Genomic DNA, 26,863 nt, shown 5'->3' with positions numbered 1-26,863 from the left:
TTGACCATGAATTATTTGTTGCACTAACAGGGTATCTTTAATATCGATCGTAACGTGCGCTCAGAATGGCTCTATTTTCACTTATGCAACACCACGTTAATTTCACGGCTCAAAATAACTTTATATTTCACTATGTGATAATTGCCTTGTCAGGTATAAATTATATCCATTAATCATTAAGCCTCAGTTAACCTTCCTGCCATCATCGCAAACGGAATATACTCGCAATTGCCCGTCAGACGCGAATAGTGTCTATGCCTACCACTCATCAGCTTCATTCGAAATTTTACTGGTACTACATCCTTCCTTACTCACCGCCATCTATCTCGCCTACCGACCGATAGATAAGATTTATTATTAAAATGATAAAATTTCGTTATAATTTCTTTAAATATTTAAACATCAAATCCCATAAACCGCTGTAATAAAAAGAATTTAAGATAAAGCACCTTCCCGCACCGCATGCGCGTAGCCATACGGTCGTCATTGCTTTTGCTTATTGTCCTGTGCAGCGCTTTTATGGGTTCAGATGTTGTTGACCGAACAAATCAGGAGTGGGTATGAACAAGAAAAGACGCTCGGTGCCAGGCATCAGACACTATGACGGCCCTGCCGGCGGCTGGGGGGCACTAAAAGCGACGGCCATCGCGGTACGTACCCAAATGGATACCCTTGACGCTCCCGCGACGCTGCTGCGCACCAACCAGCCTGACGGCTTCGACTGCCCGGGCTGCGCGTGGCCTGATAAAGAACACAAATCGACGTTCCAGTTCTGCGAGAACGGCGCCAAAGCGGTGACCTGGGAAGCGACCAGCAAACGCGTCACCCCCGCGTTTCTGGCTGAAAACAGCGTCTCCTCGCTGCTGGCAAAATCGGACTTTGAGCTGGAAGGCTACGGTCGACTCACGCACCCCCTGCGCTATGATCGGGCGAGCGACACCTTCCGCCCCGTCGACTGGGACGAGGCGTTTCAACGCATCGGCGAAGTATTGCGCGGGCTCGAACCGGACCAGGTCGAGTTCTATACCTCAGGACGCGCCTCTAACGAAGCGGCGTATCTGTTCCAGCTGTTTGCTCGCGAATACGGCACCAACAACTTCCCCGACTGCTCGAATATGTGTCACGAGGCCACCAGCGTCGGTTTACCGCGTTCGATTGGCATCGGAAAAGGCACCGTTTCGCTGGACGACTTCGATAAGACCGAGCTGGTGATCTCCATTGGTCACAACCCCGGCACCAACCATCCGCGAATGATGGGGACCCTCCACGAGCTGGCCCGCCGCAATGTGCCGATTATCGTCTTTAACCCGCTGCGCGAACGTGCTCTGGAACGTTTCGCCGACCCGCAAAGCGTGATTGAAATGGCAACCTACAGCTCCACGGATATCGCTTCGACCTATTTCCAGGTGAAGGCCGGGGGCGATGCCGCCGCGCTGAAAGGCATTGCCAAACACCTGCTGGAAATGGAAGCCGAACGCGGTGACGTGCTGGACCACGCATTTATTGCCGAACACACCCAGGGCATTGAGGCGTTCGCCGCCGATATCGCGCAAACCCGATGGGACGAGATCGAGCGCGAGTCGGGTCTGAGCCAGGCGGCGCTCAAAAAGGTCGCCGAAGCCTATGCAAAATCGAAGGCCACCATCATTACCTACGGGATGGGGATTACGCAGCACAACAAAGGTACGGCGAACGTCCGCCTGATTGCCGACGTGCTGCTGCTGCGCGGGAATATCGGCAAGCCCGGCGCGGGAATATGCCCGCTGCGCGGCCACTCAAACGTTCAGGGGAACCGTACCGTCGGGATTAGCGAGAAACCCACACCGGCATTCCTTAATCGCCTGAAGGACGTGTTCGGCTTTGAGCCGCCGTCGCACCACGGACACGACGCGGTGCAGGCAACGCAGGCGATGATCGACGGCCGCGCAAAAGCGCTCATTTGCCTCGGCGGTAATTTTGCGGTGGCGATGCCCGATCATGAACGCGGCTTTCCGGCTATGGGATCCCTGGATTTGAGCGTGCACGTCGGCACCAAGCTCAACCGTACCCATCTGCTGGTGGGCAAAGAGACCTTTATTTTCCCGTGTCTTGGCCGTACCGAGCTGGATATTCAGGCGACCGGCCGCCAGTCCATTACCGTCGAAGACTCCATGTCGATGGTGCATGCTTCATCCGGCAAGCTGAAGCCTGCATCGCCGTTGCTTCGGTCAGAACCCGCTATCGTCGCGGGCATGGCGAAAGCCACCCTGCCGGATACCCGCGTGGACTGGATGACGCTGGTTGAGGATTACGACCGGATCCGCGATCTGATCGAGCAGACCATTCCGGGGTTTGAGAACTATAACGCGCGGATCCGCGTTCCCGGTGGTTTCCGTATGCCGCTGCCACCGACGCAACGTATCTGGCCAACGGCGACGGGAAAAGCGATGTTCTCGGTGTTCGACGGGGTTCACGAGAACGCCAGCGGTGAAGGTGAGCATGTTCTGCGCCTGATCACGCTGCGCAGCCACGACCAGTACAACACCACCATTTACGCCCTGGACGACCGCTACCGTGGCGTATTTGGCCGTCGCGACGTGCTGTTTATGAACGAAGACGATATGGCGCAGTCAGGGCTGGAACACGGCGACCGCGTGGATATCGAAACCGCCCTGCCCGGTAGCGCTCAGCGTCTGAAAGACATTACCGTAGTGGCGTACAACATCGCACCGGGGACCGTCGGCGCCTATTATCCGGAAGCCAACGTGCTGGTACCGCTTGATTATCTGGATAAGGACAGCGGTACGCCGTCGTATAAATCCGTTCCGGTTCGCATCACCCTGCGCTCAAAAGAGATCCGCATGCTGTAAGGCTGTTCGCGCAGAGAAAAAGATGGATATTAAACAGTTAAAATATTTAATCGCCCTCGACGAGACCCGCCATTTTGGCAAGGCTGCCTCGCAGTGCAACATCACCCAGCCGACCCTCTCCATGCGCATCCGCAGCCTGGAGGAGGAGCTCGGGCTGGTGCTGATTGTGCGCGGGCAGCGCTTTGAAGGGTTTACGCCGGAGGGTGAACGCATCCTCGCGTGGGCCCGCGCGCTGCTGGCTGCGCACGACGGGCTACAGGCGGAGGCCGCGCTGTGCAAAGGCCAGGTGGTGGGTGAACTCCGTCTGGGGATGGTGCCGCTGGCGAGCGTGGATCCGATGATTTTTATTCGCCATTTGACGCAAAAATACCCGGAGCTGACCTACAGCCTCTATTCTATGTCCTCCGCGCAGATTGCCGACGGCGTCAGCCGCAATCAGCTTGAGCTGGGAATTTGCTACCTCAACAGCATTGACACCAGCCAGTTCGATATTATCCAGCTTCCCAAAACGAAAATGGGCCTGCTGCACGACGTCCGTCATTTCCAGCTCGGCCAGGAGACATTGACCTGGCGCGATCTGACGGATTTTCCGCTGGGGTTCCTGACCAAAGGGATGCACTACCGGGCGCATATGGAGGCCAGCTTGAAATCTGCGGGCATTGAACCGACGTCCGTTTTCGAGAGCGACTCGACGTTCCAGATCATTCAGGCGGTGCAGAGCGGCGTGTGCTGCGCCGTCATGCCGCTGAACAACGGCCTGGAAGATCTGAACAGCCATTTCAGGATTGTCCCCATCGCTGACGCGAACATTGAGGCCCCTGTCGGCTTGATTATGCGCAGGCAAAAACCGGTCTCCTCACTGGCGCTGCGCTGCTTTACCGACGCGCAGGAAATTTATCAAGCCAACAATGAGGCGTAGGCCTGGCGCGTCACCACGCTAAAACCGCCGATCAGCACCGCGTCGCAAACGGCCCGGTGTTCCGGTGAACTGACCAGCGCATGGAGAGCATCGCGAATGGCGTTAAGCGTTTCAGGCGAGGTGTTATGCGAGGTGATTAGCGGCAGTCCCGGCGTCAGCGGGGTATGGTCAATGATCGCCAGCCCCGCAAGCCGTTCCGGCTCGTGGCGCTGCAGCAGTGCCCAGGTCACGCAGTCGATGGCCGCGATATCCCCTGCCCCACGTTTCACATCAATCAGCGACTGGCGATGGCTGCCGCTAAAGGACGTTTGCGCGAAAAATGGACCGCCACTCAACAGGGGAGCCACTTTTTTTCGCAGCGCATTGTAGCCGGACTGGGAGTCTGGTGAATTACAGACCGCCCGTCGTCCGCGAAACTCCGCGAGCGTCAGGTGCCGATCCTCCTCGCGCACCGCCAGAAAGCTGCGGTACTGGATCCCTTCGCAGCCCGGTGCCGTGTAGTGAAAACAGCCGACCACCTGCACGTCCGGGAGCTGCGTGACCAGCGGGTAACCGCAGGTCTGGCTAAGGATAAGCCCGGGCTGTTGCCAGTGCGTGAGCAGATCGGACTCCGGCCCGTCGGGGACATCATCGACGGGCACACCGCGTGCAGCCAGCAATCCCTTAACCGCCAGCCAGAGCGCGCGGGTATCGGCGCGATCCACCGCATACATGGGAAACGCCAGCAGGTTACTCATACCCTTCCCCCTGTTGTTTTCCGGGGTGAACGGTGACGTCGACGGGTCTGACCCAGAACTGGCGCAGCCATTCACCGTAGCCTCTGACGAGAAAACCGCGGTTTCGCTGCTGGTACGCCTCCCGGTTTTGCTGGTAGATCGTCTTCAGCCCGTACCAGGGAACGCCCGGCAGATCGTGATGTACTGAATGGTAGTTGAGATTCAAAAACAGCACCCGCCAGAACACCCCGGCCTCGTTAATGACGGAGCGCGCCAGCGGATCGTCCGCCGCGCGATGTTCGAAAAACGATCGCACCTTGGTCAGCGCGAGCGCGGGATAACTGACCGCAAGCACGAACCAGACGGGTGAAAAATCGATATGCGTCATCCAGACGAAGAGTACCGCCAGCAGCGTGATGTGAACCAGCCACATCGTCATCGCCCTCAGGTGAAGATGACGAAACGCCGCCGCGGCGCTGCCCAGCGTCTGGACGATATCCAGCAGCGGCGCCAGCAGAAGCCGCCCGGCAAAGGTATTTCGGGCCCGGATCAGGCGCTTCTGCCTGGGGGAAAAGCGCCCCCAACTCTCGTCGGTAAAATAGTACGACTCCGGGTCATCCACCGGATGGGTCAGGCTATGGTGCCGATGATGGGCAAGATGGGAGTCCCGGTACAGGCCGTACGGATACCAGACCGCCAGCGGGAGCGTGCCAAACAGCTGGTTAAGCCAGGCAAAACGCGTGGGGTGTCCGTGGATCAGCTCATGCTGCAGGGACATGTACCAGGTGCTAAACCAGACGAGCAGCAGCGTGGCGGGCAGCAGGCCGAGCGTTTGCCAGAACGTAAGCGTGCCAAACCAGCCTGCATAAACAGTGATTATCAACAGCCAGGTGGGCAGCTCGCTTCGCCATATAAAACCCGATGCAAGATGGCGGATTTGTTCGCGTTGTTGCGGATGTAAATAGAGGGAGCTTCGTTGACTCATTCCTTCAGACGCCGTTTCGCCAGAGACAGAGCCCTGACGATCGGGGATTACGCCTGAAATAACAAAGAACTTAAATCGCTTTGCTTTGCCAGAAACACAGAGCGCACGCGTCGCTTGACTTATTCTGTATTAAAGGTACTTTTCAGGACATGAAGAAGATCCTGATTATCGTTCCCGACGGCGGCATGCTGTTTGAAGCCGCCGGTATCGCCGACATTCTGATGCAGGCCAATCGGCTGCATCCGGAAGGGCTTGCGCAGCCCCGCTACCGAATTATCATTGCTACCACGCAGCCTCACCAGGTGATCCACGGCCAGTCCGGCCTGAACCTGCTGGCGGACTATCGTCTGCCGGAGCTGGATCCGCGTGAACCGCTGGATACCATTATCATTACCGGACGCGGCATGAACGAGCTGGAGAGCACGGCGGTGGTCGACTGGCTGCACCTCGCTGCGCCGCATGCCCGGCGGGTAGCCTCTATCTGCGGCGGCGCGATGCTGCTGGCCCAGACCGGCTTGCTGGACGGTCGTCGCGCCACCACCCACTGGCGGCTGCTGGAGACGATGCAAACCCAGTATCCGGCTATCCACGTCGAAGGCGGTCCGCTGTATATTCAGGACGGCCCCATCTGGACCTCCGGCGGCGTAAGCTCCGGGTTCGATCTGACCCTGGCGCTGGTGGAGGACGACTACGGATTTACCCTCGCCCGCGACGTGGCGCAGGATATGGTGATGTATCTGCGTCGTCCCGGCGGCCAGCTGCAGTTCAGTCGTTACAGCCTGCAGCAGCCCGGCGCATCGGGCCCGATAAGCGAACTGCAAACCTGGATCCTGCAGAACCTCACCGCCGATCTGTGCGTGGAAAATCTGGCCGAGAAAGCGGCAATGAGCCCGCGTAACTTCACCCGCGTGTTTACCCGCGAGGCCGGGATCTCTCCTGCCCGCTACGTGACCGAAGCGCGTCTGGCCGCCGCCCGCCAGCTGCTTGAGCAGACCCATGACTCCCTGGAGCGCGTTGCTGAGCAAAGCGGGTTTGGCACCAGCATTAATTTGCGCCGCATCTTTGAGAAACAGCTTCACCTTACCCCCGGCGAGTACCGCCAGCGATTCCACTGCCGCAAGATGGCGTAATCTGATCCTTTTTTGTCGTTTACGCCAACCGGCCCGACGCCTACAGTGACTCCAGACAACAGAGATAAGGAGTGCATCATGGTTAAGGTCGGTATTAACGGTTTCGGCCGTATCGGACGTAATTTCCTGCGCGCGGCGCTAGGTAACCCGGATCTGCAGATTGTGGCCATCAACGATCTGACGGACAGTAAAACCCTCGCCCACCTGCTGAAACATGATTCCCTTCTGGGCAAGCTGCCCGCGCCCGTTGAAGCGGCTGACGGCGCGCTGCAGGTAGACGGGCAGCGGATCACGGTGTTTAGCGAACGCGATCCGGCGAATATTCCGTGGCGTGATGTCGGCGCCGACGTGGTGATTGAGGCCACGGGCTTCTTTACCGAGCGGGAGAAAGCGGCGGTACATATCACCCACGGCGGCGCTAAGCGCGTCATCATTTCCGCCCCCGGGAAGAACGACGACCTGACGATTGTGATGGGCGTTAACCATGACCAGTACGATCCCGCCCGGCACACAGTGGTGAGCAACGGGAGTTGCACCACCAACGGTCTGGCGCCGGCCGCTCAGGTGCTGCACCAGCAGTTCGGGATTGAGCATGGCCTGATGAACACGACGCACGCCTACACCAACAGTCAGGCGCTGCACGATCAGCCGGAGAAAGATCTGCGCGGCGCACGCGCGGCGGCGCTGTCGATTGTGCCCTACTCCAGCGGCGCGGCGAAAGCGCTGGGGAAAGTCATCCCCTCCCTGGACGGCAAGCTGACCGGGTACTCCCTGCGCGTGCCGGTGCCGGTGGTGTCGATTGTGGATTTAACCGTGACGCTGAGCCGCAACGTGACCGCCGAAGAGGTGAATGACGCGTTCCGCAACGCGGCCGCCAGCGGGCCCCTGAAAGGCATTCTGGGCTATAGCGATGAACCGCTGGTTTCCAGCGATTACCAGGGTGACCCGCGATCGTCGATTATCGACGGGCTTTCCACGCTGGTGATTGGCGGGAACATGGTGAAGATCCTGGCGTGGTATGACAACGAGTGGGGCTTCTCCAACCGCCTGGTGGATCTGGCGGTGCTGATGGATAAGAAAGGGCTGTAAGCCTGAGGCCGGGTGGCGCTAACGCTCACCCGGCAAAAAATCATTCCGCTTTCACTTTCACACCCATAAACACAATCACCATCGCCATCACCAGCAGGAAACCGCTGCCCGCGAATACGCCGCTGGCGCCATTGAGGTCAAATACTGCCCCGCCTCCGGCCGCACCGGCGCTTATCGCCAGCTGGATTGAGGCCACCAGCAGCCCCCCCGCACTTTCGGCTTCATCCGGGACAGTGGTGGCAAGCCAGGTTGACCAGCCCACCGGAACCAGGCCAAATGCAAAGCCCCACAGCGCGACCAGCAGACCGTCCAGCATGGCCAGATGACCAAAGGCGACCATCATGAGCGCGAGAACGCCCATCGCAAACGGCACCAGCGCCAGCGTCAGGCGCAGATTGCGTGCCAGCAGATGCCCGGCAACGGAGGTGCCCACAAAGTTGGCAATACCAAAGCCCAGCAGGATCAGTGAAATGGTTTCCACGCTCGCCTGCCCCACCGTTTCCAGGAACGGACGCAGATAGGTAAAGAAGGCGAAATGGCCGCTGAAGATCAGAATAGTTGCCAGCATGCCGCCGATCATCCCCGGACGACGCAGCACGCGGAACAGCGTACTCAGGCTGCCGCTGCTCTCCGGCTTCATGGACGGCAGGACCCAGAGCTGCCACAGCAGCGCCAGCATGCTTGGCAGAATGCAGAGGATAAAGACGTTGCGCCAGCCGATCAGGCTGCCCAGATAGCTGCCGAGCGGCGCCGCGACTACCGTGGCAATCGATACGCTGGAGAAGATCACCGCCAGTGCTTTCGGCACTTTATCCGCCGGAACCAGACGCATTGTCGTGGCCGTCGACATCGCCCAGAATCCCCCGATGGCTATCCCCAGAAGCAGGCGCCCCATCAGCAGGACGTGCAGATTGGGCGCAAAGGCCACCAGCAGGCTGGAGATAATTTGCAGCACCGAGAAAAACATCAGCACCCAGCGGCGGTCGATACTTTTGGTTGCCGGGGTGATCAGCAGCCCGGTCACCAGCGCCACCAGCGCGGTGGCGGTGACGGCCTGTCCGGCCATCCCCTCGGTCACGCCCAGGCTCGCGGCCATTGGCGTTAACAAACTGGCCGGCAGAAATTCTGCCGTAATCAAACCAAATACCCCCAGCCCCAGTGAATAAACGGCCCGCCAGGCGGGTTTTGCAGGCGCTACCGCCTCGCTCGCCGCGACACATGAACTCATCTGTTGATCTCCCGTTATAAAAATGTGACTACAGTCGCAAAAGAATAGAAGGTTCACCCTGGACGATCTATGACATATAATCTCCACTTATTGATTATTCGTCCGGAGTTGCGCCATGACCGTACAGTCACCCGATTTGATCAGCGAACTTTTACGCGGCATGCGCCTGTCAGGCGTGAAATACCGGCGGATTGAAGCCAGTGCGCCATTTGGCGTCGCGTTTCATCAGGCTCCCGGCCGGGCGCAGTTTCATTTTGTGAGCCACGGTAGCGCTCTGCTGCGCATGGAGAGCGGAGCAACGTTCGAACTGAGCGGTGGCGACGCCCTCTTTATTCCCGGCGGGAATTCCCATGCCCTGCTCTCTGACGAGCAGGCTCCTCTTACCCCTGTCAACGCCTTTCCGAGCGAGCCTATCTGCAGCTCGGTCTGCGCCATCACCTGCGAGCCCTGCCCGGAGAGCGAGAACACCCTCATCTTTAGCGGGTGCATGGATTTTGAGCTGGGCGGAATGCAGCCGCTGATCAAGGCAATGCCGGAAGTGATGATGGTCAGCCGGTTAATGTCCACCTGGCCGGAGATCCACCCGCTGCTGGCGGCGATGGAGCGGGAGTCCGTGGCACGTCAGGCCGGGTTTGCCGGGATCCTTGCGCGACTGGCCGACGTGGTAGCGGCCTTAATTGTGCGCGGCTGGGTTGAAGGCGGCTGTGGTAAAGCCACCGGCTGGGTGCAGGTTTTGCACGACCCGCGCCTGAGCCGGGCCATTTACGCCATGCACCAGCAGCCGGGCCTGAACTGGAGCGTGGCGGATCTGGCAAAAGAAGCGGGCACGTCCCGCTCCGTGTTCGCCGAACGGTTTCTGGCCGCGACGGGAACCACTCCGGCAAAATATCTCAGCGAGCTGAGGATGCGCCTGGCCATTCAGTACATTCGCCATGAAAATCAGCCGATAGAAACCGTCGCGCTGCGGCTGGGGTACGGCTCTCTGGCGGCATTTAGCCGGGCATTTAAGCGTATTATTGGACATGCGCCGGGCACGCTGCGGGAAGCCAGCCAGACGCCGGAAGAGGTCTGACTGGCCAGCAATATTTAACGCGAAGCGGGCAATATTCGTCTAAGGTTTTCAGGTGATTGACAACAGCGGTCACGCTGTTTAGTGAAGACAGGAGACGAACTGATGATAACACCTCGTACACTACGCCCCGCGTTCTTGACCCTTGCGTTAGGCGGCGCGCTGCTCGGCGTAACGACATTCGGTTATGCCGACGATAGCCCCGCAGCCCAGACAGCCTCACCCGATATTTTGCTGGGCCCGCTGTTTAATGATGTGCAGAGCGCCAAACTGTTTCCCGATCAGAAAACCTTTGCGGATGCCGTCCCCAAAAGCGACCCGCTGATGATTCTGGCGGACTATCGGATGCAGCACACACAGTCCAGCTTTGACTTACGCCACTTTGTCGAGATGAACTTTACGCTCCCTGCGGAAGGGGAAAAATATGTTCCGCCTGCTGGACAAAGTCTACGTGAGCATATTGACGATCTCTGGCCCGTACTGACGCGCACCACGGATAAAGCCAGCAACAAATGGGATTCCCTGCTGCCGTTACCCAAACCTTACGTTGTGCCCGGCGGACGTTTCCGCGAGGTCTACTACTGGGACAGCTATTTCACCATGCTGGGCCTGGCAGAGAGCGATCATTGGGACAAAATCAGCGACATGGTGGATAACTTTGCCTATGAGATTGACACCTTCGGCCACATTCCCAACGGCAACCGCAGCTATTACCTGAGCCGATCCCAGCCGCCGTTCTTCTCGTTGATGGTGGAACTGCTGGCAACGCACGACAGCGATGCGCTGAAGAAGTATCGTCCGCAGATGGAGAAAGAGTATGCCTACTGGATGGACGGCGTCGACGCCCTTCAGCCGGGTCAGGCCAACAAGCGCGTGGTGAAGCTGAATGACGGCGCTGTCCTCAACCGCTACTGGGATGACCGCGACACTCCGCGCCCGGAGTCCTGGCTTGACGATGTGAATACCGCCAAAAGTAACCCTAACCGACCGGCAACCGAGATCTACCGTGATTTGCGTTCCGCCGCGGCCTCAGGCTGGGACTTTAGCTCCCGCTGGATGGACGATCCGCAAAAACTCGGCACCATTCGGACCACCAGCATTATCCCCGTGGACCTGAATGCCCTGATGTTCAAGATGGAAAAACTGCTGGCGCGGGCAGGCCAGGAGAGTGGCGACGCCGCCAGCGCAAGCAAATACGAGGCGCTGGCCACCGCGCGCCAGAAAGCCATCGAGAGCCACCTGTGGAATGACAAAGAGGGCTGGTACGCGGATTACGATCTGAAGAGCAAAAAGGTACGCAATCAGCTCACGGCAGCAGCCCTGTTCCCGCTTTACGTGAAGGCGGCGGCGCAGGATCGGGCCGATAAAGTCGCCGCGGCAACCTCATCGCGCCTGTTGAAACCGGGCGGTATTGCGACCACCACCGTCAACAGTGGCCAGCAGTGGGATGCACCAAACGGTTGGGCCCCGCTGCAATGGGTGGCCGCGGAAGGGCTGCAGAATTACGGGCAAGAGAAGGTCTCGATGGATGTGACCTGGCGCTTCCTGAAAAACGTTCAGCATACTTACGACCGGGAAAAGAAACTGGTCGAGAAATATGACGTGTCGACAACCGGTACGGGCGGCGGCGGCGGCGAATATCCGCTGCAGGACGGCTTTGGCTGGAGCAACGGCGTGACGCTGAAGATGCTGGATCGGGTCTGCCCGAAAGAGAAACCGTGCGACAGCGTGCCGGAGAATCGGCCTGCGGCGAATGATGAGGTGGCGCCGGTAAAAGCGACGGCGCAGTAAGTGAGTATTGCCGGGTGGCGGCTACGCCTTACCCGGCCTACTTTTGCTAACCCTCTTCACACCGGGAAAGGGATCCCCAGTAATTTTTAAGCAGAAGCAATAACGTTGTTTCAGAACGACTGAAGGCTTTCAGCGATGCTCTGGTCCGGCTGTAAATCGCTGAGGCGTTTGCCTTCCGGCCGGGGCGAGGCGCATGGATGCGCCGAGAGGGCGGGCTTTACAGGGATGTTACCTCCGCCCGTCCCCGATAAGCCGGAAGGAATACGCCGAGGGCACCGCGAAGCGGCGATTTACCGCCGGGAGCCCGGGTCGCCAGGGTGGTGGCGACTGAGCCACCCTGGCACGTTCACAGACCATGTCGTTAAAGAGTAGCAAGGAACATAAAGTGAACGGAATGACCACCACAGCCGTATGTTCCCCCTCACCCCAGCCCTCTCCCCTAAGAGGAGAGGGGGCAGTCCGATTGCGTATTTTGTTGGGGCTCCCCTGGTTCCTTAGAAACTGTAACTCGCCCCTAGCTGATACGTTCTGTCACGCCCAATCCAGCAGTTGGTCGCGTCGTAGCAGGTCAGCGTCTCTTTATTGGTGATATTCTGCGCGCTGGCTTTAAGCGTTAGCCCTGCCAGCGAGGGCAGGATCTCGCCCATCCGGTACGAGGCCGCCAGATCGTACTGGGTGGTGCCGCCCAGCTTACCCGCATCGTTTGCCGGAGAGATTTCCATCGGGCCGGTATAGCGTGCGCCCGCTCCCAGCATCAGCCCTTTCAGCGGCGTGTTTTCAAAGGTGTAATCCCCCCAGAGGTTGAAGGCATTCTCCGGCACCTGCGTTGGACGTTTCCCTTTGTATTTATCATCTTCCGTATTGATCGCGTGGGTGTAGGCATAGTTAGCAATCAGCGTCAGGTTGTCCGCCGGGCGGCTGATGGCAGACAGCTCTGCCCCTTTGGATTCCACCTCCCCGGTCTGACGATAGTTCAGGAAGCCCGGATCGGAGGTGACGACATTTTTCTGACGGATGTTGAACACCGAAGCGGTAAAGGTGGTGGCGTAGTCGGCCAGCAGATATTTCACTCCACCTTCCACCTGCTTGCTGGTGGTCGGCTTGACGTCTTTCGCCGCGAGCGTTCCCTTCGGCGACACCGGCGCAAAGCCTTCGGAATAGCTGATAAACGGTGACAGACCATTATCAAAGGCGTAAAGCGCGCCCAGACGTTTGGTGACGCGATCCTGCGATACCCAGTCCTTATCACCGTTTTGCAGATAATTGGTGGTGACGGAGCGATAATCGTCGTAGCGCAGACTACCCAGCAGATTTAAGCCATCCCACTCCACCTGATCCTGCAGGTAGTAGCCGTTCTGCTGATAGCTCAGCCGGTTTTTCTGGGCGGTATACAGCCCTAATGCGCTTTCACTGATTTGCGAATAGTCAGGATGACGCATATCCATGCCCGGCGTGGTCGACGCGTAACGGTAGTGGAAATGGGAGTTCAGCTTCTGGTAGTCAAACCCGGCCAGCAGATGGTGTTTCCAGTCGCCCAGCGCCACGGTTTTAGTCACCTGGTTATCGATGTTGAAGCTATGCAGATCTTCATCGGTGGTGTAGGCAAAGCGGTTGAGCTGATAGACCTCGCTTCCCGTGCCCGTCGCATAGACGCTGCGCTGATGCGTATCGACGTCGAAATAGCGCGCCTTCTGGTTAAAGCCCCAGCCGCTGTCGAACGCATGTTCAAAGCTGTAGCCCAGCATCCACTGACGCTGCTTAAACCCATTCCACTCATCACCGGCGTAATCGCGCTTGCCCGCGTATTTCGAGCGCAGATAGGCGAATGGCAGCGGGTTTGACGGCGTCAGGCTCGGAGAGTTCTGCGCCAGCGCATCCAGAGTCAGGCGGGTTTTGCTGTCGGGCTGCCAGGTGACGGACGGAGCAACCAGATAGTTTTCATACCGGGTGGTGTGCGGTTGATCGTCGTTTTCCGTCGCTTTACCCAGCAGACGGTAGTTCCAGTCGCTGTCGGCAATCTGCCCGGTTGAGTCGAGATAGCCCTCTTTCAGGTTGCGATTGCCGGTGTTAAAACCGAATTCGGTTCGCGCTTCACGCTGCGGCTTTTTACTCTGGATATTCACCAGCCCGCCCGGCGAACCACCGCCGTAAAGAACCGATGAGGGACCTTTCAGGATATCAACGCTGTCAATCAACAGCGGATCGATGCGCGCTTTGGTATTGCCGGTGACGTTATAGGGCAGCTGCAGCCCGTTGTAGAACTCCTGGTCGACGGTAAAGCCACGAATTTTATATTCGCTCATGTAGGAGGTATTCCCCCGCACCTCGGTTGAGACGCCCGGAGCATAGCGCAGGATTTCATTCACCGAATTCGCATGGCGTTTTTCAATTTCCGGCGCAGAGACGGTCGTGATGACCTGCGGCGTTTTACTTTCAGCAACGGCCGACTTCGTGGCGCTGTTCGTCCAGGCCGGCAGCGCGCTGCCCTGCTCTGCGCCGGTGACGACGATAGTGGATTCTTCGGCGAATGCCGGAACGTGCAGTGCGAACGTGACGGCGCCTGCCAGGGCGCATAGCGTAAAACGTGAGGGAGTCATAATGTCGTCTTGTTGTTAGATGCGATACGGAACGACAATTATTATCATTTAGATTAACAAATCAATACACAGGCAAAAAAACGGCCCTCCGCAGAGAGCCGTTTACGTTATGTTATGCTCGTCGCAGTAACCTGAATATGCCCAGCACCACAATGGCGCCCACGACAGCGACCAGAAAACTGTGCAGGTCAAAACCACTTATGTTGCCTCCGAAGCCAAACATCGTCGCCAGCCAGCCGCCCACAACCGCACCAACGACCCCGAGTACACAGGTCAAAATAAAGCCGCCGCCATCGTTTCCCGGCATAATCAATTTCGCGATAGCGCCAGCAATAAGACCAAAGATAATCCAGGCGATGATACCCATAGCGATGCCCTCTTGCAGGTTTAACGCGTGCGCAGAAAACCTTCTGCACAGCTAACTTAAGTATAGGTCATCGCCGGAAAACCATTTTCATCTCACCGACTTATCTTTACGTAAACAGGCAAAAAAAACTCACCGGTTTGTATTAAGTTTCATTGCAGATTGCCGATAACGCTAAGACAGTCTGTCATCAATCAAGGAGCCATCCGGCGTGAGTCATTACAGTGAGCAGTTCCTCAAGCAAAATCCGCTGGCTGTATTAGGGGTATTACGCGACCTGCAAAAAGGTGAAGTGCCGCTGCGCATCAGCTGGTCGAATAATCAGTTCATCAGCAAGATCCTTGACGCCTCGCAGGAGCGGCTGGTGATTGATTTAGGCAGTCAGGAGTATGAAAACCGCGCGGCGCTGAAGGCGGAGAATATCGCGGTGATGGCCGAAACGCAGGGCGCCAAAGTGGAGTTTGTCCTGTCGCGACTGGAACTGAGCGAGTACCAGGGACTCCCTGCTTTTGCTACCCCACTTCCCACCAATCTCTGGTTTGTTCAGCGTCGTGAATATTTCCGCATTAGCGCTCCGCTTCACCCCGCCTATTTTTGTAAGGCCAAAATGCCGGATAAAAAAGAGATCCGCTTCCGCCTCTTCGATCTGTCGCTGGGCGGCATGGGTGCGCTGATGGATACGCCGAAACCCGACGGACTGGTAGAAGGCATGCGGTTTACGCAAATTGAACTGGATATGGGGGGCTGGGGTCGTTTTTATTTCGATGCACAGCTGATTGCCATCAGCGACCGTACCGTCGTGGACAGCAAAAATGAAACCATCACCACCCCGCGTCTGAGCTTCCGCTTCCTGAACGTCGGGCCCGGTGCAGAGCGTGAGCTTCAGCGCATCATCTATTCGCTGGAGCGGGAGGCGCGGGAACGCGCAAATAAAGTTCTGTAAGAAAATCGGGCAGCGTGACCGCCGCCCGTCTGCGGCATTACATGGCATCCATCGCTTTCTGTACTTTCCAGATATAACGAGGCGCCTGTGGTGCCGGGTGATTTTTCGCCACATGCTCAAAGAATTCGTCTTTGTCCATGCCGTTAATCTCTTCTATCGCCTCTTTGCGGTCAGAGGAGAAGGTTCTGAGCAACGCGCCGGCACCGTTAACGTAAGACACCACCAGCGCGTACTGCATCACCTCCGGATCCTTAATGCCCTTCAGCACGCCGTGCTCCATGATGCTCAGATAAGCCGTGCCCATTGAAATGTTACGTTCCGGGTTCTTCAGCTCGCTGGTTGACGGCTGACCGCTCCAGCCCATATAGCGGTAAACTTCTTTCCCCGCCGTTGACGCTTTAAGCTGCATCAGCCCCACCGCGTTGGATTTGCTGACAAGCGTAGGGTTACCGCCGGACTCCACCGCAATGATCGCCGTGATAAGACGCGGACTGACGCCCCAGGCCTTCCCGGCTTGTTCACTGATCGGCATCCACTGCATGGCCCGTTTCACCGGCACTTCCGGGTTCCAGGGTGGGTTTTGATAATCATGTTTTGAACTACAGCCAGCAAGCAACACAATCAAAAAAGCAAACCATCTCAATTTCACGTCATCTATCCTTATAGCCGGTCATCGCGGTGCGCCGCCTCTTGAAGCAGGCGTCGTATACGCGGCATGATATAGACAATTAGTTTCTCATTCAGCAAGGAATTGCCATGTCTCAGTTTCATCTCATCGCGCCGTCGGGCTACTGCATTAACCAGGACGCGGCGCAGCGGGGCGTTCAGCGTTTGCTGGAATCGGGTCATCAGGTAGAAAATCAGACGATTATCCCCCGCCGCCAGCAGCGTTTTGCCGGTACAGAAGCGCAGCGGCTGAATGATATCAACAGCCTGGTGAACCTGAAGGGTGAAAACCGGATTGTGCTGGCGGTGCGCGGCGGATATGGCGCGAGCCGGCTGCTGGAGAGCATTGACTGGCAGGGTCTGGCGCAGCGCCAGCAGCATGATCCACTGCTGATTTGCGGCCACAGCGATTTCACCGTCATCCAGCTAGGGCTGCTGGCGCTGCATAACGTTATCTCCTTCAGCGGCCCGATGCTGGCCGGTAACTTCGGTGCCCCGGAGCTGAATGCGTTTACCATGGAACACTTCTGGCGCGCGCTGCGCAATTCCACCTACAGCGTGGAGTGGCAAGGCAATGGGCCGCACTGGGAATGCGAAGGTCAGCTCTGGGGCGGCAACCTGGCGATGCTGGTTTCGCTTATCGGCACGCCGTGGATGCCGCACATTGAGGACGGCATTCTGGTGCTGGAAGATATCAACGAACATCCGTTCCGCGTCGAGCGCATGCTGTTGCAGCTCTATCATGCCGGTATTCTTGAACGCCAGTCCGCGATTGTGCTGGGCAGCTTCAGCGGTTCTGCGCCGAATGACTATGACGCGGGTTACTCCCTGGAGACCATGGTTGAGTTCATTCGCTCGCGGCTGGATATTCCGGTCATTACCGGTCTGGATTTCGGCCATGAGCAGCGCACCGTGACCCTGGCACTGGGGGCACACGCCTCGCTGATCCACAATGATTCCGGCAGTCGGCTGACCATCAGCGGCCATCCTGTCATAAAGGCATAAAAAAGCCGTTATACCCCCTTAATAAAACGCTGTTGCCGTCGTTAATATGTTAGGGTTTTAGTAACAGCGTTAACATTGAGGTGGGAGTAAGAGAACATTGGATGCCGCAGCGATAATCAGCCTTTTCATTTTGGGTTCGGTCCTTGTAACCAGCAGTATTTTATTAAGTTCATTTTCATCGCGTCTCGGCATACCTATTCTTGTCATTTTCCTCGCCATCGGCATGCTGGCCGGCATTGATGGCATTGGCGGTATCCCTTTCGATAACTACCCTTTCGCCTACATGGTGAGTAACCTCGCGCTGGCGGTGATCCTGCTGGACGGCGGGATGCGCACTCAGGCGAGCTCCTTCCGCGTGGCCCTGGGGCCCGCGCTGTCGCTCGCCACGGTCGGCGTGCTGATTACCTCTGGCCTCACCGGAATGATGGCCGCGTGGCTTTTCCATCTCAATATCATGGAAGGTTTGCTGATTGGCGCGATTGTTGGCTCAACCGATGCGGCAGCGGTGTTTTCTCTGCTCGGCGGAAAAGGGCTTAACGAACGCGTTGGCTCCACGCTTGAGATTGAATCCGGCAGTAACGACCCGATGGCGGTGTTTCTCACCATTACGCTTATCGAGATGATTCAGCAGCATGAAAGCGGGCTGAGCTGGACGTTTGCGTTACATATTCTGCAGCAGTTTGGCCTGGGGATTGTCATCGGCCTGGCAGGGGGATATCTGCTCCAGCAGACGATCAACCGTATATCGCTTCCTCTGGGGCTGTACCCGCTGCTGGCGCTGAGCGGCGGCATTCTCATTTTTGCCGTCACTACCGCAGTGGACGGCAGCGGCATTCTCGCCGTCTACCTCTGCGGGTTCCTGATGGGCAACCGCCCTATTCGTAACCGGCATGCCATTTTGCAGAACTTCGACGGCCTGGCCTGGCTGGCGCAGATCGGCATGTTTCTGGTGCTGGGTCTTCTGGTTACGCCATCGGACCTGCTGCCGATCGCCGTTCCGGCGCTGCTGCTCTCTGCATGGATGATCTTCTTTGCCCGTCCGCTGTCGGTATTTGCAGGCCTGCTGCCGTTTCGTGGCTTCAACCTGCGCGAGCGGATCTTCATCAGCTGGGTGGGCCTGCGCGGCGCGGTGCCGATTATCCTTGCGGTGTTCCCGATGATGGCCGGTCTGGATAACGCGCGGCTGTTCTTTAACGTGGCGTTCTTCGTGGTACTGATTTCGCTGCTGTTCCAGGGAACCTCGCTCGGGTGGGCGGCTAAAAAAGCCAAAGTGGTGGTCCCTCCCGTGGGCTGGCCGGTCTCCCGCGTGGGGCTCGACATTCATCCGGAGAACCCGTGGGAACAGTTCGTCTATCAGCTGAGCGCCGACAAATGGTGCGTGGGGGCTTCACTGCGCGATTTGCACATGCCGGCCGAAACGCGCATTGCCGCTCTGTTCCGCGACAACGTTCTGCTGCACCCTACCGGCAGCACCCGCCTGCGCGAAGGGGATATTCTCTGCGTGATTGGCCGCGAGCGCGACCTGCCCGCGCTGGGCAAACTGTTCAGCCAGTCGCCTCCGGTGGCGCTGGATCAGCGTTTCTTTGGCGATTTTATTCTGGAAGCCAGCGCCAGGTTTGCCGATGTCGCGCTGATCTACGGCCTGGATGAAGGTGCTGAAGACGGAGATAACCAGCAAACGCTGGGCGAAATCATCCAGCAGCGGCTTGGCGCTGCCCCGGTCGTGGGAGACCAGGTGGAGTTTGCCGGGATGATCTGGACCGTTGCCGAAAAAGAAGATAACGCGGTGCGGAAAGTCGGTTTGAGGCCGATGGAAGAGGAAGCGGAGTAGCGGTTTTTTTGCCGGGTGGCGGCTTCGCCTTACCCGGCCTACAAAACCCTCGAACGTAGGTCGGGTAAGCGTTAGCGCCACCCGACACAAACATTCGTTACACCGTCACAACCGGCACTCTCGGTGCCAGCGCGCACATCAATTCGTACCCCACCGTGCCCGCCGCGGCAGCAACGTCATCAATCTTAATTTCGTTACCCCACAGCTCGACCGGTGAACCGATGCCCGCCTGCGGGCATGGCGTCAGGTCAACGGCCAGCATATCCATTGATACGGTGCCCACCGTTCCCGTGCGAACCCCATCGACCCAGACCGGCGTACCGGTCGGCGCGATGCGCGGGTAGCCGTCGGCATAGCCGCCCGCCACGATGCCAATCCGCTGCTCGCCCTTTGCCCGGTAGCGACTGCCGTAGCCCACCGTGTCGCCGGCCTTCAGCGTCTGCACGCCAATGATTTCACTGCGCAGGGTCATGACCGGCTTCAGGCCGCTGTTGGCGATATCCTGCCACTGGCCTGAGGGAGACGCGCCGTACAGAACGATCCCCGGACGCACCCAGTTATAGTGCGCCTCGGGATGCCACAGCGTGGCCGCCGAGTTCGACAGCGAGCGCGGGCAGTCCAGCCCTTCTGCCGCCTGCTCAATGCGGACCATGGCATCGGCAATGCCGTCCGGTCTTTCCGCGTCGGCAAAATGCGCCATCAGCGTCATTTCACCTACGTTCTTCAGCGCGCGCAGCTGCTGCCAGACCGTATGCACCCGCTCAGGCTGGAAGCCCAGGCGGTTCATGCCGCTGTTCACCTTAAGATAGATATCCAGCGGAGCATGGAGCTTCGCATCCTGAATCGCCTTAATCTGCCAGTTGCTGTGCACGCTGGTAGTCAGACGGTACTTATCCAGCAGCGGCAGATCGTCGGCGTGGAAAAACCCTTCCAGCAGCAGAATAGGCCCTTTCCAGCCGCGCTCGCGCAGCAGAATGGCCTCTTCCAGATTGAGTAAGGCAAAACCATCGGTGGCGCTCAGGGCGCTCCAGATACGGTCAATGCCGTGGCCATAGGCATTCGCTTTCACCACCGACCAGACGCGCGAACCAGGTGCCGCCCGACGAACAATTTGCAGATTATCCTTCAGGGCCTGCAGGTTCAGCTGGGCCAGAACAGGACGGGACATGACAGCTCCTTAGTTATGCGCGCCGTGCAGATGCTGTGGACGCGAAGGCGTAAACCCCGATTGATAGCGTGCGGCGCTTAAATCGTCAAACGGAATTGCCGGCGTGCGCCCGGAAATCAGGTCGCTCAGCAGTTGGCCCGATCCGCAGGCCATCGTCCAGCCAAGCGTGCCGTGGCCGGTATTGGTCCACAGGTTTTTAAACGGCGTGCGGCCCACGATAGGCGTGCCGTCCGGGGTCATCGGACGCAGGCCGGTCCAGAACGTCGCCTGCTCCACAAAGCCACCGCGCGGGAAGAGATCGCCCACAACCATCTCCAGCGTTTCACGACGCGGCTGTAGCAGTTCGGTGTTGAAGCCGACAATCTCCGCCATGCCGCCTACGCGAATGCGGTTATCGAAGCGGGTAATGGCGATTTTGTAGGTTTCATCCAGAATGGTCGATACCGGAGCACCGCTCTCTTCTTTCACCGGAATGGTCAGCGAGTAGCCCTTGAGCGGGTAGACCGGAATGTCGAGAATACCTTTCAGCATGGCGGTGGAGTACGAACCAAACGCCATCACGTAGGCATCGGCTTTGATCACCTCGTCGCCGCACTTCACGCCGTAAATTTTTTCCCCTTCCGACAGCAGCTTGTCGACAGAGGTGTTGAAGCGGAACTTCACCCCCGCCTGCTCGCACATTTGCGCCAGACGCTGCGTAAAGAGCTGGCAGTCGCCGGTTTCGTCATTCGGCAGGCGCAGGCCGCCCGTCAGCTTATGCGCCACTTCCGCCAGCGCCGGTTCAACCTGCCCTAACTGACTGGCTTCCAGCAGCTGATACGGTACGCCGGCATCTTCCAGCACGGCGATATCGCGGGTGGCATTTTCGTACTGTTGCTCGGTGCGGAACAGCTGCAGCGTTCCGCCCTGACGGCCTTCGTACTCAATCCCCGTCGACGCGCGCAGCGCTTTCAGGCAGTCGCGGCTGTATTCCGCCAGGCGCACCATGCGCCCTTTGTTCTCCATGTAGTGGCGGGTGTCGCAGTTGCGCAGCATCTGCCACATCCACTTCAGCTGGAACTGCGTGCCGTCAAGGCTGATGGCCAGCGGCGCGTGGCGCTGGAACATCCATTTAATCGCTTTCAGCGGAACGCCCGGCGCAGCCCACGGAGCGGCATAGCCGGGAGAGATTTGCCCGGCGTTCGCCGCGCTGGTTTCGAGCGCCGGACCGGATTCACGATCGATAACGGTTACGTCATGTCCCGCCTGACTTAAATACCAGGCGCTGGTTACCCCAACGACACCACTTCCCAGTATGACAACACGCATAGCCACTCCATTATGTGCAAAAGAACAATCTTCTAATTACAGATTGATAACCTAGTTGAAAATATTATTCAACATATGACTTTTTTATGGTGACTTACCTCACACATCCCCCAGCATCAGGGGATAGTGCTAATTTGGGATCTCCTGCTGCGCGTTATTTTTAACCAGCATAATATGCTGAGGCATACCGTTTTTTTGCCGTATCAAAAACGCGAAATCGCAAAGAAAAAATTTCTGCCCCAGCACGCTTTTTAACACGTTGATCTATGCTTGAAAGGAGGCTCTCCAGACAGAGAGAGCACCCACAACGAGGGCGCGCTAATGGCTACTATTGATTCCCTGAACAAGGACAACACACGTCTGAGCGATGGACCCGACTGGACCTTCGAGCTGCTGGATGTTTACCTCGCCGAAATCGACCGGGTCGCAAAACTGTATCGTCTGGATACCTATCCCCATCAGATTGAAGTCATTACGTCCGAACAGATGATGGACGCCTACTCCAGCGTCGGGATGCCGATTAACTATCCACACTGGTCGTTTGGTAAAAAATTTATTGAAACGGAGCGGCTGTATAAGCACGGCCAGCAGGGGCTGGCGTATGAGATTGTCATTAACTCCAATCCGTGTATCGCCTATTTAATGGAAGAGAACACCATTACCATGCAGGCGCTGGTGATGGCGCACGCCTGCTACGGGCACAACTCCTTTTTCAAGAATAACTACCTGTTCCGCAGCTGGACGGATGCCAGCTCCATCGTCGATTACCTGATCTTCGCCCGTAAATATATTACCGACTGCGAAGAGCGCTACGGCGTGGACGAAGTGGAAAAACTGCTCGACTCCTGCCACGCGCTGATGAACTACGGCGTGGACCGCTACAAACGTCCGCAGAAAATCTCCCTGCAGGAGGAGAAAGCGCGACAAAAAAGCCGCGAAGAGTATCTGCAGAGCCAGGTGAACATGCTGTGGCGTACCCTGCCGAAACGTGAGGAAGAAAAAGCGGTCGCCGAAGCGCGTCGTTATCCGTCCGAGCCACAGGAAAACCTGCTCTATTTTATGGAGAAGAACGCCCCGCTGCTGGAGCCGTGGCAGCGTGAGATCCTGCGCATCGTGCGCAAGGTGAGCCAGTATTTCTATCCGCAAAAGCAGACGCAGGTGATGAACGAAGGCTGGGCGACCTTCTGGCACTACACCATCCTCAACCATCTGTATGACGAGGGTAAAGTTACCGAGCGGTTCATGATGGAATTCCTCCACAGCCATACCAACGTGGTGTTCCAGCCGCCCTACAACAGCCCGTGGTACAGCGGCATTAACCCGTATGCGCTTGGCTTTGCCATGTTCCAGGACATTAAGCGTATCTGCCAGTCGCCAACGGAAGAAGACAAGTACTGGTTCCCGGATATCGCCGGCTCTGACTGGCTGGAAACGCTGCACTTTGCGATGCGCGACTTCAAGGATGAGAGCTTCATCAGCCAGTTTATGTCGCCGAAGATCATGCGTGACTTCCGCTTCTTCACCGTGCTGGACGACGACCGTAACAACTATCTGGAGATCTCCGCAATCCACAACGAGGAGGGATACCGTGAGATCCGCTCTCGCCTCTCTTCCCAGTACAACCTGAGCAACCTTGAGCCGAATATTCAGGTGTGGAACGTGGATTTGCGCGGTGACCGCTCCCTGACGCTGCGCTATATCCCGCACAATCGCGCGCCGCTGGATAAAGGGCGCAAAGAGGTGCTGAAGCATGTGCATCGCCTGTGGGGCTTTGACGTGCAGCTGGAGCAGCAGAATGAAGACGGGAGCGTCGAGCTGCTGGAACGCTGCCCGGCGCGGTTGAATACACTGTAGTTTTTTTGCCGGGTGGCGGCTACGCCTTACCCGGCCTACGGGTTTTGTAGGCCCGGTAAGCGAAGCGTCACCGGGCGAAAAAAAACCTCTCATACGAGAGGTTTTTTATTTCAGCGGCTCTGAATCGCCAAATCGCCCGGCAGCGTTTTCTGCATGCGGTGCCAGATTTCACCGGAATCATGACCGTAGCGGCGCACCGTCTCATAAACCTGATCGTGCAGGCCTTCAGTACAGAGCTTGCTCAGCTTATGGTAGAAGCCCAGCGCCAGGCTACGCGCTTCCGGATTGGCAAAGTAGTGGCGGCCGATGCGGGTATAAAGCCCTTTCATACCGTTGAGGATCAGGCCATACACCGGGTTGCCGGAGGCAAACGCCAGGCCGCGAAACACGTTGTAATCGAGGGTGGCAAAAGCATCGGCGTGATCTTCCACCTCGTTCGCTGTGGCCAGCACCGCAAGGGCGTCTTCCGGATGCTGACGGAAAGCGGTACGAATAAAGATCGTCGCGATGTTGGTGCGAACGGAGAGCAGATTATCAATGAGCTGCGGCACGCTTTCATGGTCGAGACGCGCCAGCGTTTCAAGAATGTTCAGCCCGGACGTTTCCCAGAAGTTGTTTACTTTCGTCGGCTTGCCGTGCTGGATAGTCAACCAGCCATCGCGCGCCAGCCGCTGGAGCACTTCACGCAGCGTGGTGCGAGTGACGCCAATCAGTTCAGAGAGTTCGCGTTCAGCCGGAAGGATGGACCCCGCAGGGAAACGATTATTCCAGATGCTTTCAATGATGTACTCTTCCGCGAAACCCGCCGGGCTCTGCGCCTTAATGACCATAGTGAGATTTCCATTACACAGCTTTAGCAAATTGGACTCATCATACCAGAGGCAGCCAGTGGCAGGTAGCACGGCAAAGAGAGAAAAGAGGGATCGCCGTTTCATTTTTGTGAAATTTACAATGCAGCCTTATCCGCCTCCAGACCGCGATTTTTGCGTATACTGATGTTTTGTCTTACTTGACGGGGATGGACGTCTGTCGTGGAAATTTCTTTTGGGCGCGCACTGTGGCGCAACTTTTTAGGCCAGTCTCCGGACTGGTACAAACTTATACTTCTGGTGTTCCTGGTCGTTAACCCCCTCCTCTTTAGCGTAAACCCGTTCATTGCCGGGTGGTTGCTGGTGGCGGAGTTTATCTTCACCCTGGCCATGGCGCTGAAATGTTATCCGCTTTTGCCGGGCGGGCTGCTGGCGTTTGAGGCCGTCGTCATCGGCATGACCCGCGCCGAGCACGTCAAAGCCGAGCTGGCATCCAATCTCGAAGTGCTTCTGCTGCTGATGTTTATGGTGGCGGGCATCTACTTCATGAAACAGCTGCTGCTGTTTATCTTCACGCGCCTGCTGCTCAGCATTCCGTCGAAAATGTTGCTCTCGCTGGCGTTTTGCCTGGCGGCCGCCTTCCTGTCGGCCTTCCTGGATGCGCTGACGGTCGTCGCGGTGGTGATAAGCGTAGCGGTGGGGTTTTACGGTATTTATCACTGCGTGGCCTCCTCTCGTCCGGGCGAGGATTTGCAGGATGACAGCCACGTCGATGCGCATAATCGTGAGGTACTGGAACAGTTTCGCGCCTTCCTGCGCAGCCTGATGATGCATGCTGGCGTCGGTACCGCGCTGGGCGGCGTGATGACCATGGTGGGCGAACCGCAAAACCTGATCATTGCCAAAGCGGCGGGCTGGCACTTCGGTGAGTTCTTCCTGAGAATGGCGCCGGTGAGCGTACCGGTGCTTTTCTGCGGGCTGGCGACCTGTCTGTTGGTGGAGAAGTTTAGCCTCTTTGGCTATGGGGCCCAGCTCCCGGAGCCGGTACGTCAGGAGCTGCATAAATTCGATCTGCAGAGCCGACGCCAGCGGACGCGCCAGGAGACGCTGCGTCTGATTGCCCAGGGGATCATCGGCGTCTGGCTGATCGCCGCGCTGGCGTTCCATCTGGCTGAAGTGGGGCTGATTGGCCTGTCGGTCATTATTCTCGCCACCACCTTTACCGGCGTGACGGACGAGCATGCCATCGGTAAGGCGTTTACCGAAGCCCTGCCGTTTACCGCCCTGCTGGCGGTGTTCTTTGCCGTCGTGGCGGTGATAATCGACCAGCATCTGTTCGCGCCGATTATTGCCTTTGTCTTAAAGGCATCGCCGGATGCTCAGCTGTCGCTGTTTTACCTGTTCAACGGCCTGCTCTCGTCGATCTCAGATAACGTCTTCGTCGGGACGGTCTATATCAACGAGGCCAAAGCGGCTTTGGAGCAAGGCGTTATCAGCGCCGGACAGTTTGAGCTGCTGGCCGTGGCGATCAATACCGGCACCAACCTGCCGTCGGTGGCGACGCCAAATGGCCAGGCCGCCTTCCTGTTCCTCCTGACCTCCGCCCTCGCGCCGCTCATACGACTTTCTTATGGCAGGATGGTGTGGATGGCGCTGCCCTATACGCTGGTGCTCACGATCGTGGGATTGCTTTGCGTCAAAATTACCCTCATTCCCTGTACGCAATGGTTGATACAAGCGGGTATACTTGCGGCGCAATAAACACTGCATCTCGGGCAGTTCGCTGCCCGTTTGCCTTTTCGCACGATAAACATCCAATTACGTTTTATTTCGCCAGGTACAGGTGGCGCGAAAAACGAATTCGTTTACACTGCGATTTCTAAGCATGTTCCAGGGAAATGATTATGTTGAGATTTTTAAACCAGTGCTCCCGCGGTCGCGGAGCGTGGTTGTTAATGGCCCTGACCGCCTTTGCGCTGGAAATGGTCGCGCTGTGGTTCCAGCATGTAATGGGACTCAAACCTTGCGTGCTTTGTATTTATGAACGCTGCGCACTGTTCGGCATTATGGGTGCGGGCCTGGTGGGCGCGATTGCCCCAAAATCGCCGCTTCGCTATGCCGGTATTGCCATCTGGATATACAGCGCCTGGAAAGGGATTGAACTCTCCTGGCAGCACACCATGATGCAATTGCATCCGTCACCGTTTATGACCTGTGATTTTGCCGCCCGCTTCCCGAGCTGGCTGCCGCTGGACAAATGGCTGCCGCAAGTGTTTGTCGCATCCGGTGACTGCTCCGTTCGTCAGTGGGAATTCCTGACGCTGGAGATGCCGCAGTGGCTGGTGGGTATTTTTGCCGCCTACTTCGTCGTGGCGCTGCTGGTGCTGATCGCCCAGCCGTTCAAACCGAAAAAACGCGATCTGTTTGGAAGGTAAAAGCAAAACGGCAACCTCGGTTGCCGTTTTTAGTGTTTGCGCCCTCTCCCGTGGGAGAGGGTTGGGGTGAGGGCATCAGGCCGCACAAACACAAGAAAAAACCCGCC

At 57.6% G+C, this 26,863-nt stretch carries 21 protein-coding genes and 1 pseudogene; 12 read left to right on the top strand and 10 right to left on the bottom strand.

Going from position 1 to position 26,863, the window contains the following annotated elements:
• Positions 1–560 precede the first annotated feature (560 nt).
• Both P349_RS16550 and P349_RS16555 read left to right on the top strand, forming a co-directional pair.
• Positions 561–2,849: an FdhF/YdeP family oxidoreductase gene (locus P349_RS16550; protein ID WP_032647697.1), complete on the top strand. Its 2,289-nt coding sequence runs from the start codon at positions 561–563 to the stop codon at positions 2,847–2,849.
• Positions 2,850–2,871: 22 nt separating this feature from the next.
• A complete protein-coding gene (locus P349_RS16555) occupies positions 2,872–3,768 on the top strand; it encodes a LysR family transcriptional regulator (protein ID WP_032647699.1) in 897 nt (298 codons plus the stop codon).
• On the opposite strand, the gene P349_RS16560 is transcribed toward P349_RS16555, so the two are convergent.
• Positions 3,747–4,505 carry a phosphate/phosphite/phosphonate ABC transporter substrate-binding protein gene (locus tag P349_RS16560; RefSeq protein ID WP_032647701.1) on the bottom strand — a complete coding sequence of 253 codons (759 nt, stop codon included), beginning with the start codon at positions 4,503–4,505 and terminating at the stop codon, positions 3,747–3,749. The genes P349_RS16555 and P349_RS16560 overlap by 22 nt on opposite strands.
• A complete protein-coding gene (locus P349_RS16565; RefSeq protein WP_032647703.1) occupies positions 4,498–5,469 on the bottom strand; it encodes a fatty acid desaturase in 972 nt (323 codons plus the stop codon). The genes P349_RS16560 and P349_RS16565 overlap by 8 nt, the downstream gene beginning before the upstream one ends.
• Positions 5,470–5,618: 149 nt before the next feature.
• Between P349_RS16565 and P349_RS16570 the strand changes: the two genes are divergently transcribed.
• On the top strand, positions 5,619–6,599 hold the full coding sequence (locus tag P349_RS16570) for a GlxA family transcriptional regulator (protein WP_032647705.1): 981 nt from the start codon (positions 5,619–5,621) through the stop codon (positions 6,597–6,599).
• A 78-nt stretch (positions 6,600–6,677) separates the two neighbouring features.
• Positions 6,678–7,688 carry a type I glyceraldehyde-3-phosphate dehydrogenase gene (gene gap / locus P349_RS16575; RefSeq protein WP_032647707.1) on the top strand — a complete coding sequence of 337 codons (1,011 nt, stop codon included), beginning with the start codon at positions 6,678–6,680 and terminating at the stop codon, positions 7,686–7,688.
• A 40-nt stretch (positions 7,689–7,728) separates the two neighbouring features.
• On the opposite strand, the gene P349_RS16580 is transcribed toward gap, so the two are convergent.
• Complete coding sequence (locus tag P349_RS16580) at positions 7,729–8,916, bottom strand: MFS transporter (protein WP_032647709.1); 1,188 nt, start codon at positions 8,914–8,916, stop codon at positions 7,729–7,731.
• A 115-nt stretch (positions 8,917–9,031) separates the two neighbouring features.
• Between P349_RS16580 and P349_RS16585 the strand changes: the two genes are divergently transcribed.
• Together P349_RS16585 and P349_RS16590 are read left to right on the top strand one after the other, a co-directional pair.
• On the top strand, positions 9,032–9,988 hold the full coding sequence (locus tag P349_RS16585) for an AraC family transcriptional regulator (protein ID WP_032647710.1): 957 nt from the start codon (positions 9,032–9,034) through the stop codon (positions 9,986–9,988).
• Between the two features lie 102 nt (positions 9,989–10,090).
• Entirely contained in the window at positions 10,091–11,776 is a 1,686-nt protein-coding gene (locus P349_RS16590) for an alpha,alpha-trehalase (RefSeq protein ID WP_032647712.1), read from the top strand.
• 494 nt (positions 11,777–12,270) lie between these two features.
• On the opposite strand, the gene P349_RS16595 is transcribed toward P349_RS16590, so the two are convergent.
• On the bottom strand, positions 12,271–14,373 hold the full coding sequence (locus P349_RS16595) for a TonB-dependent siderophore receptor (RefSeq protein WP_032647713.1): 2,103 nt from the start codon (positions 14,371–14,373) through the stop codon (positions 12,271–12,273).
• A gap of 112 nt (positions 14,374–14,485) precedes the next feature.
• Positions 14,486–14,740 carry a GlsB/YeaQ/YmgE family stress response membrane protein gene (locus tag P349_RS16600; RefSeq protein ID WP_008502662.1) on the bottom strand — a complete coding sequence of 85 codons (255 nt, stop codon included), beginning with the start codon at positions 14,738–14,740 and terminating at the stop codon, positions 14,486–14,488.
• Between the two features lie 208 nt (positions 14,741–14,948).
• Between P349_RS16600 and ycgR the strand changes: the two genes are divergently transcribed.
• Positions 14,949–15,680: a flagellar brake protein YcgR gene (gene ycgR / locus P349_RS16605; protein ID WP_024909816.1), complete on the top strand. Its 732-nt coding sequence runs from the start codon at positions 14,949–14,951 to the stop codon at positions 15,678–15,680.
• Positions 15,681–15,717: 37 nt separating this feature from the next.
• Here the strand turns inward: ycgR and emtA are convergent, their stop codons facing one another.
• Positions 15,718–16,329, bottom strand: a complete 612-nt coding sequence (gene emtA, locus P349_RS16610; protein ID WP_024909815.1) for a membrane-bound lytic murein transglycosylase EmtA — start codon at positions 16,327–16,329, stop codon at positions 15,718–15,720.
• Positions 16,330–16,436: 107 nt separating this feature from the next.
• Here emtA and ldcA point away from each other — a divergent pair, with 107 nt between their 5' ends.
• Together ldcA and P349_RS16620 are read left to right on the top strand one after the other, a co-directional pair.
• Entirely contained in the window at positions 16,437–17,351 is a 915-nt protein-coding gene (gene ldcA, locus P349_RS16615; RefSeq protein ID WP_032647716.1) for a muramoyltetrapeptide carboxypeptidase, read from the top strand.
• A 97-nt stretch (positions 17,352–17,448) separates the two neighbouring features.
• Entirely contained in the window at positions 17,449–19,182 is a 1,734-nt protein-coding gene (locus P349_RS16620) for a potassium/proton antiporter (protein WP_032647718.1), read from the top strand.
• Here the strand turns inward: P349_RS16620 and P349_RS27025 are convergent.
• The 3 genes and pseudogenes from P349_RS27025 to P349_RS16630 all read right to left on the bottom strand — a co-directional run.
• Positions 19,117–19,263 (bottom strand): annotated as a pseudogene (locus tag P349_RS27025) (hypothetical protein); the annotation flags it as partial. The gene P349_RS16620 and the pseudogene P349_RS27025 overlap by 66 nt on opposite strands.
• A 16-nt stretch (positions 19,264–19,279) precedes the next feature.
• The gene (gene dadX, locus P349_RS16625) at positions 19,280–20,350 is read right to left on the bottom strand and encodes a catabolic alanine racemase DadX (RefSeq protein ID WP_032647719.1); all 1,071 of its coding nucleotides are present in this window, start codon (positions 20,348–20,350) and stop codon (positions 19,280–19,282) included.
• A 9-nt stretch (positions 20,351–20,359) separates the two neighbouring features.
• Positions 20,360–21,658, bottom strand: a complete 1,299-nt coding sequence (locus P349_RS16630; protein WP_032647721.1) for a D-amino acid dehydrogenase — start codon at positions 21,656–21,658, stop codon at positions 20,360–20,362.
• 321 nt (positions 21,659–21,979) lie between these two features.
• Between P349_RS16630 and P349_RS16635 the strand changes: the two genes are divergently transcribed.
• A complete protein-coding gene (locus tag P349_RS16635; protein ID WP_024909810.1) occupies positions 21,980–23,512 on the top strand; it encodes a SpoVR family protein in 1,533 nt (510 codons plus the stop codon).
• A 110-nt stretch (positions 23,513–23,622) separates the two neighbouring features.
• Here the strand turns inward: P349_RS16635 and fadR are convergent, their stop codons facing one another.
• Positions 23,623–24,342, bottom strand: a complete 720-nt coding sequence (gene fadR, locus P349_RS16640) for a fatty acid metabolism transcriptional regulator FadR (RefSeq protein WP_024909809.1) — start codon at positions 24,340–24,342, stop codon at positions 23,623–23,625.
• A 201-nt stretch (positions 24,343–24,543) separates the two neighbouring features.
• Here fadR and nhaB point away from each other — a divergent pair, with 201 nt between their 5' ends.
• Both nhaB and dsbB read left to right on the top strand, forming a co-directional pair.
• Positions 24,544–26,082 carry a Na(+)/H(+) antiporter NhaB gene (gene nhaB / locus P349_RS16645; protein ID WP_032647726.1) on the top strand — a complete coding sequence of 513 codons (1,539 nt, stop codon included), beginning with the start codon at positions 24,544–24,546 and terminating at the stop codon, positions 26,080–26,082.
• Positions 26,083–26,225: 143 nt separating this feature from the next.
• Positions 26,226–26,756 (top strand): disulfide bond formation protein DsbB, encoded by a 531-nt coding sequence (gene dsbB / locus P349_RS16650; protein WP_024909807.1) that lies wholly within the window; start codon positions 26,226–26,228, stop codon positions 26,754–26,756.
• Positions 26,757–26,863: the final 107 nt, after the last annotated feature.

It is taken from the genome of Enterobacter sp. DC4, assembly GCF_000568095.1.
GTDB lineage: Bacteria > Pseudomonadota > Gammaproteobacteria > Enterobacterales > Enterobacteriaceae > Enterobacter > Enterobacter pseudoroggenkampii.
Note: the sequence above shows the minus strand (reverse complement) of the source record. Positions and strands in the feature narration are given on the sequence as shown.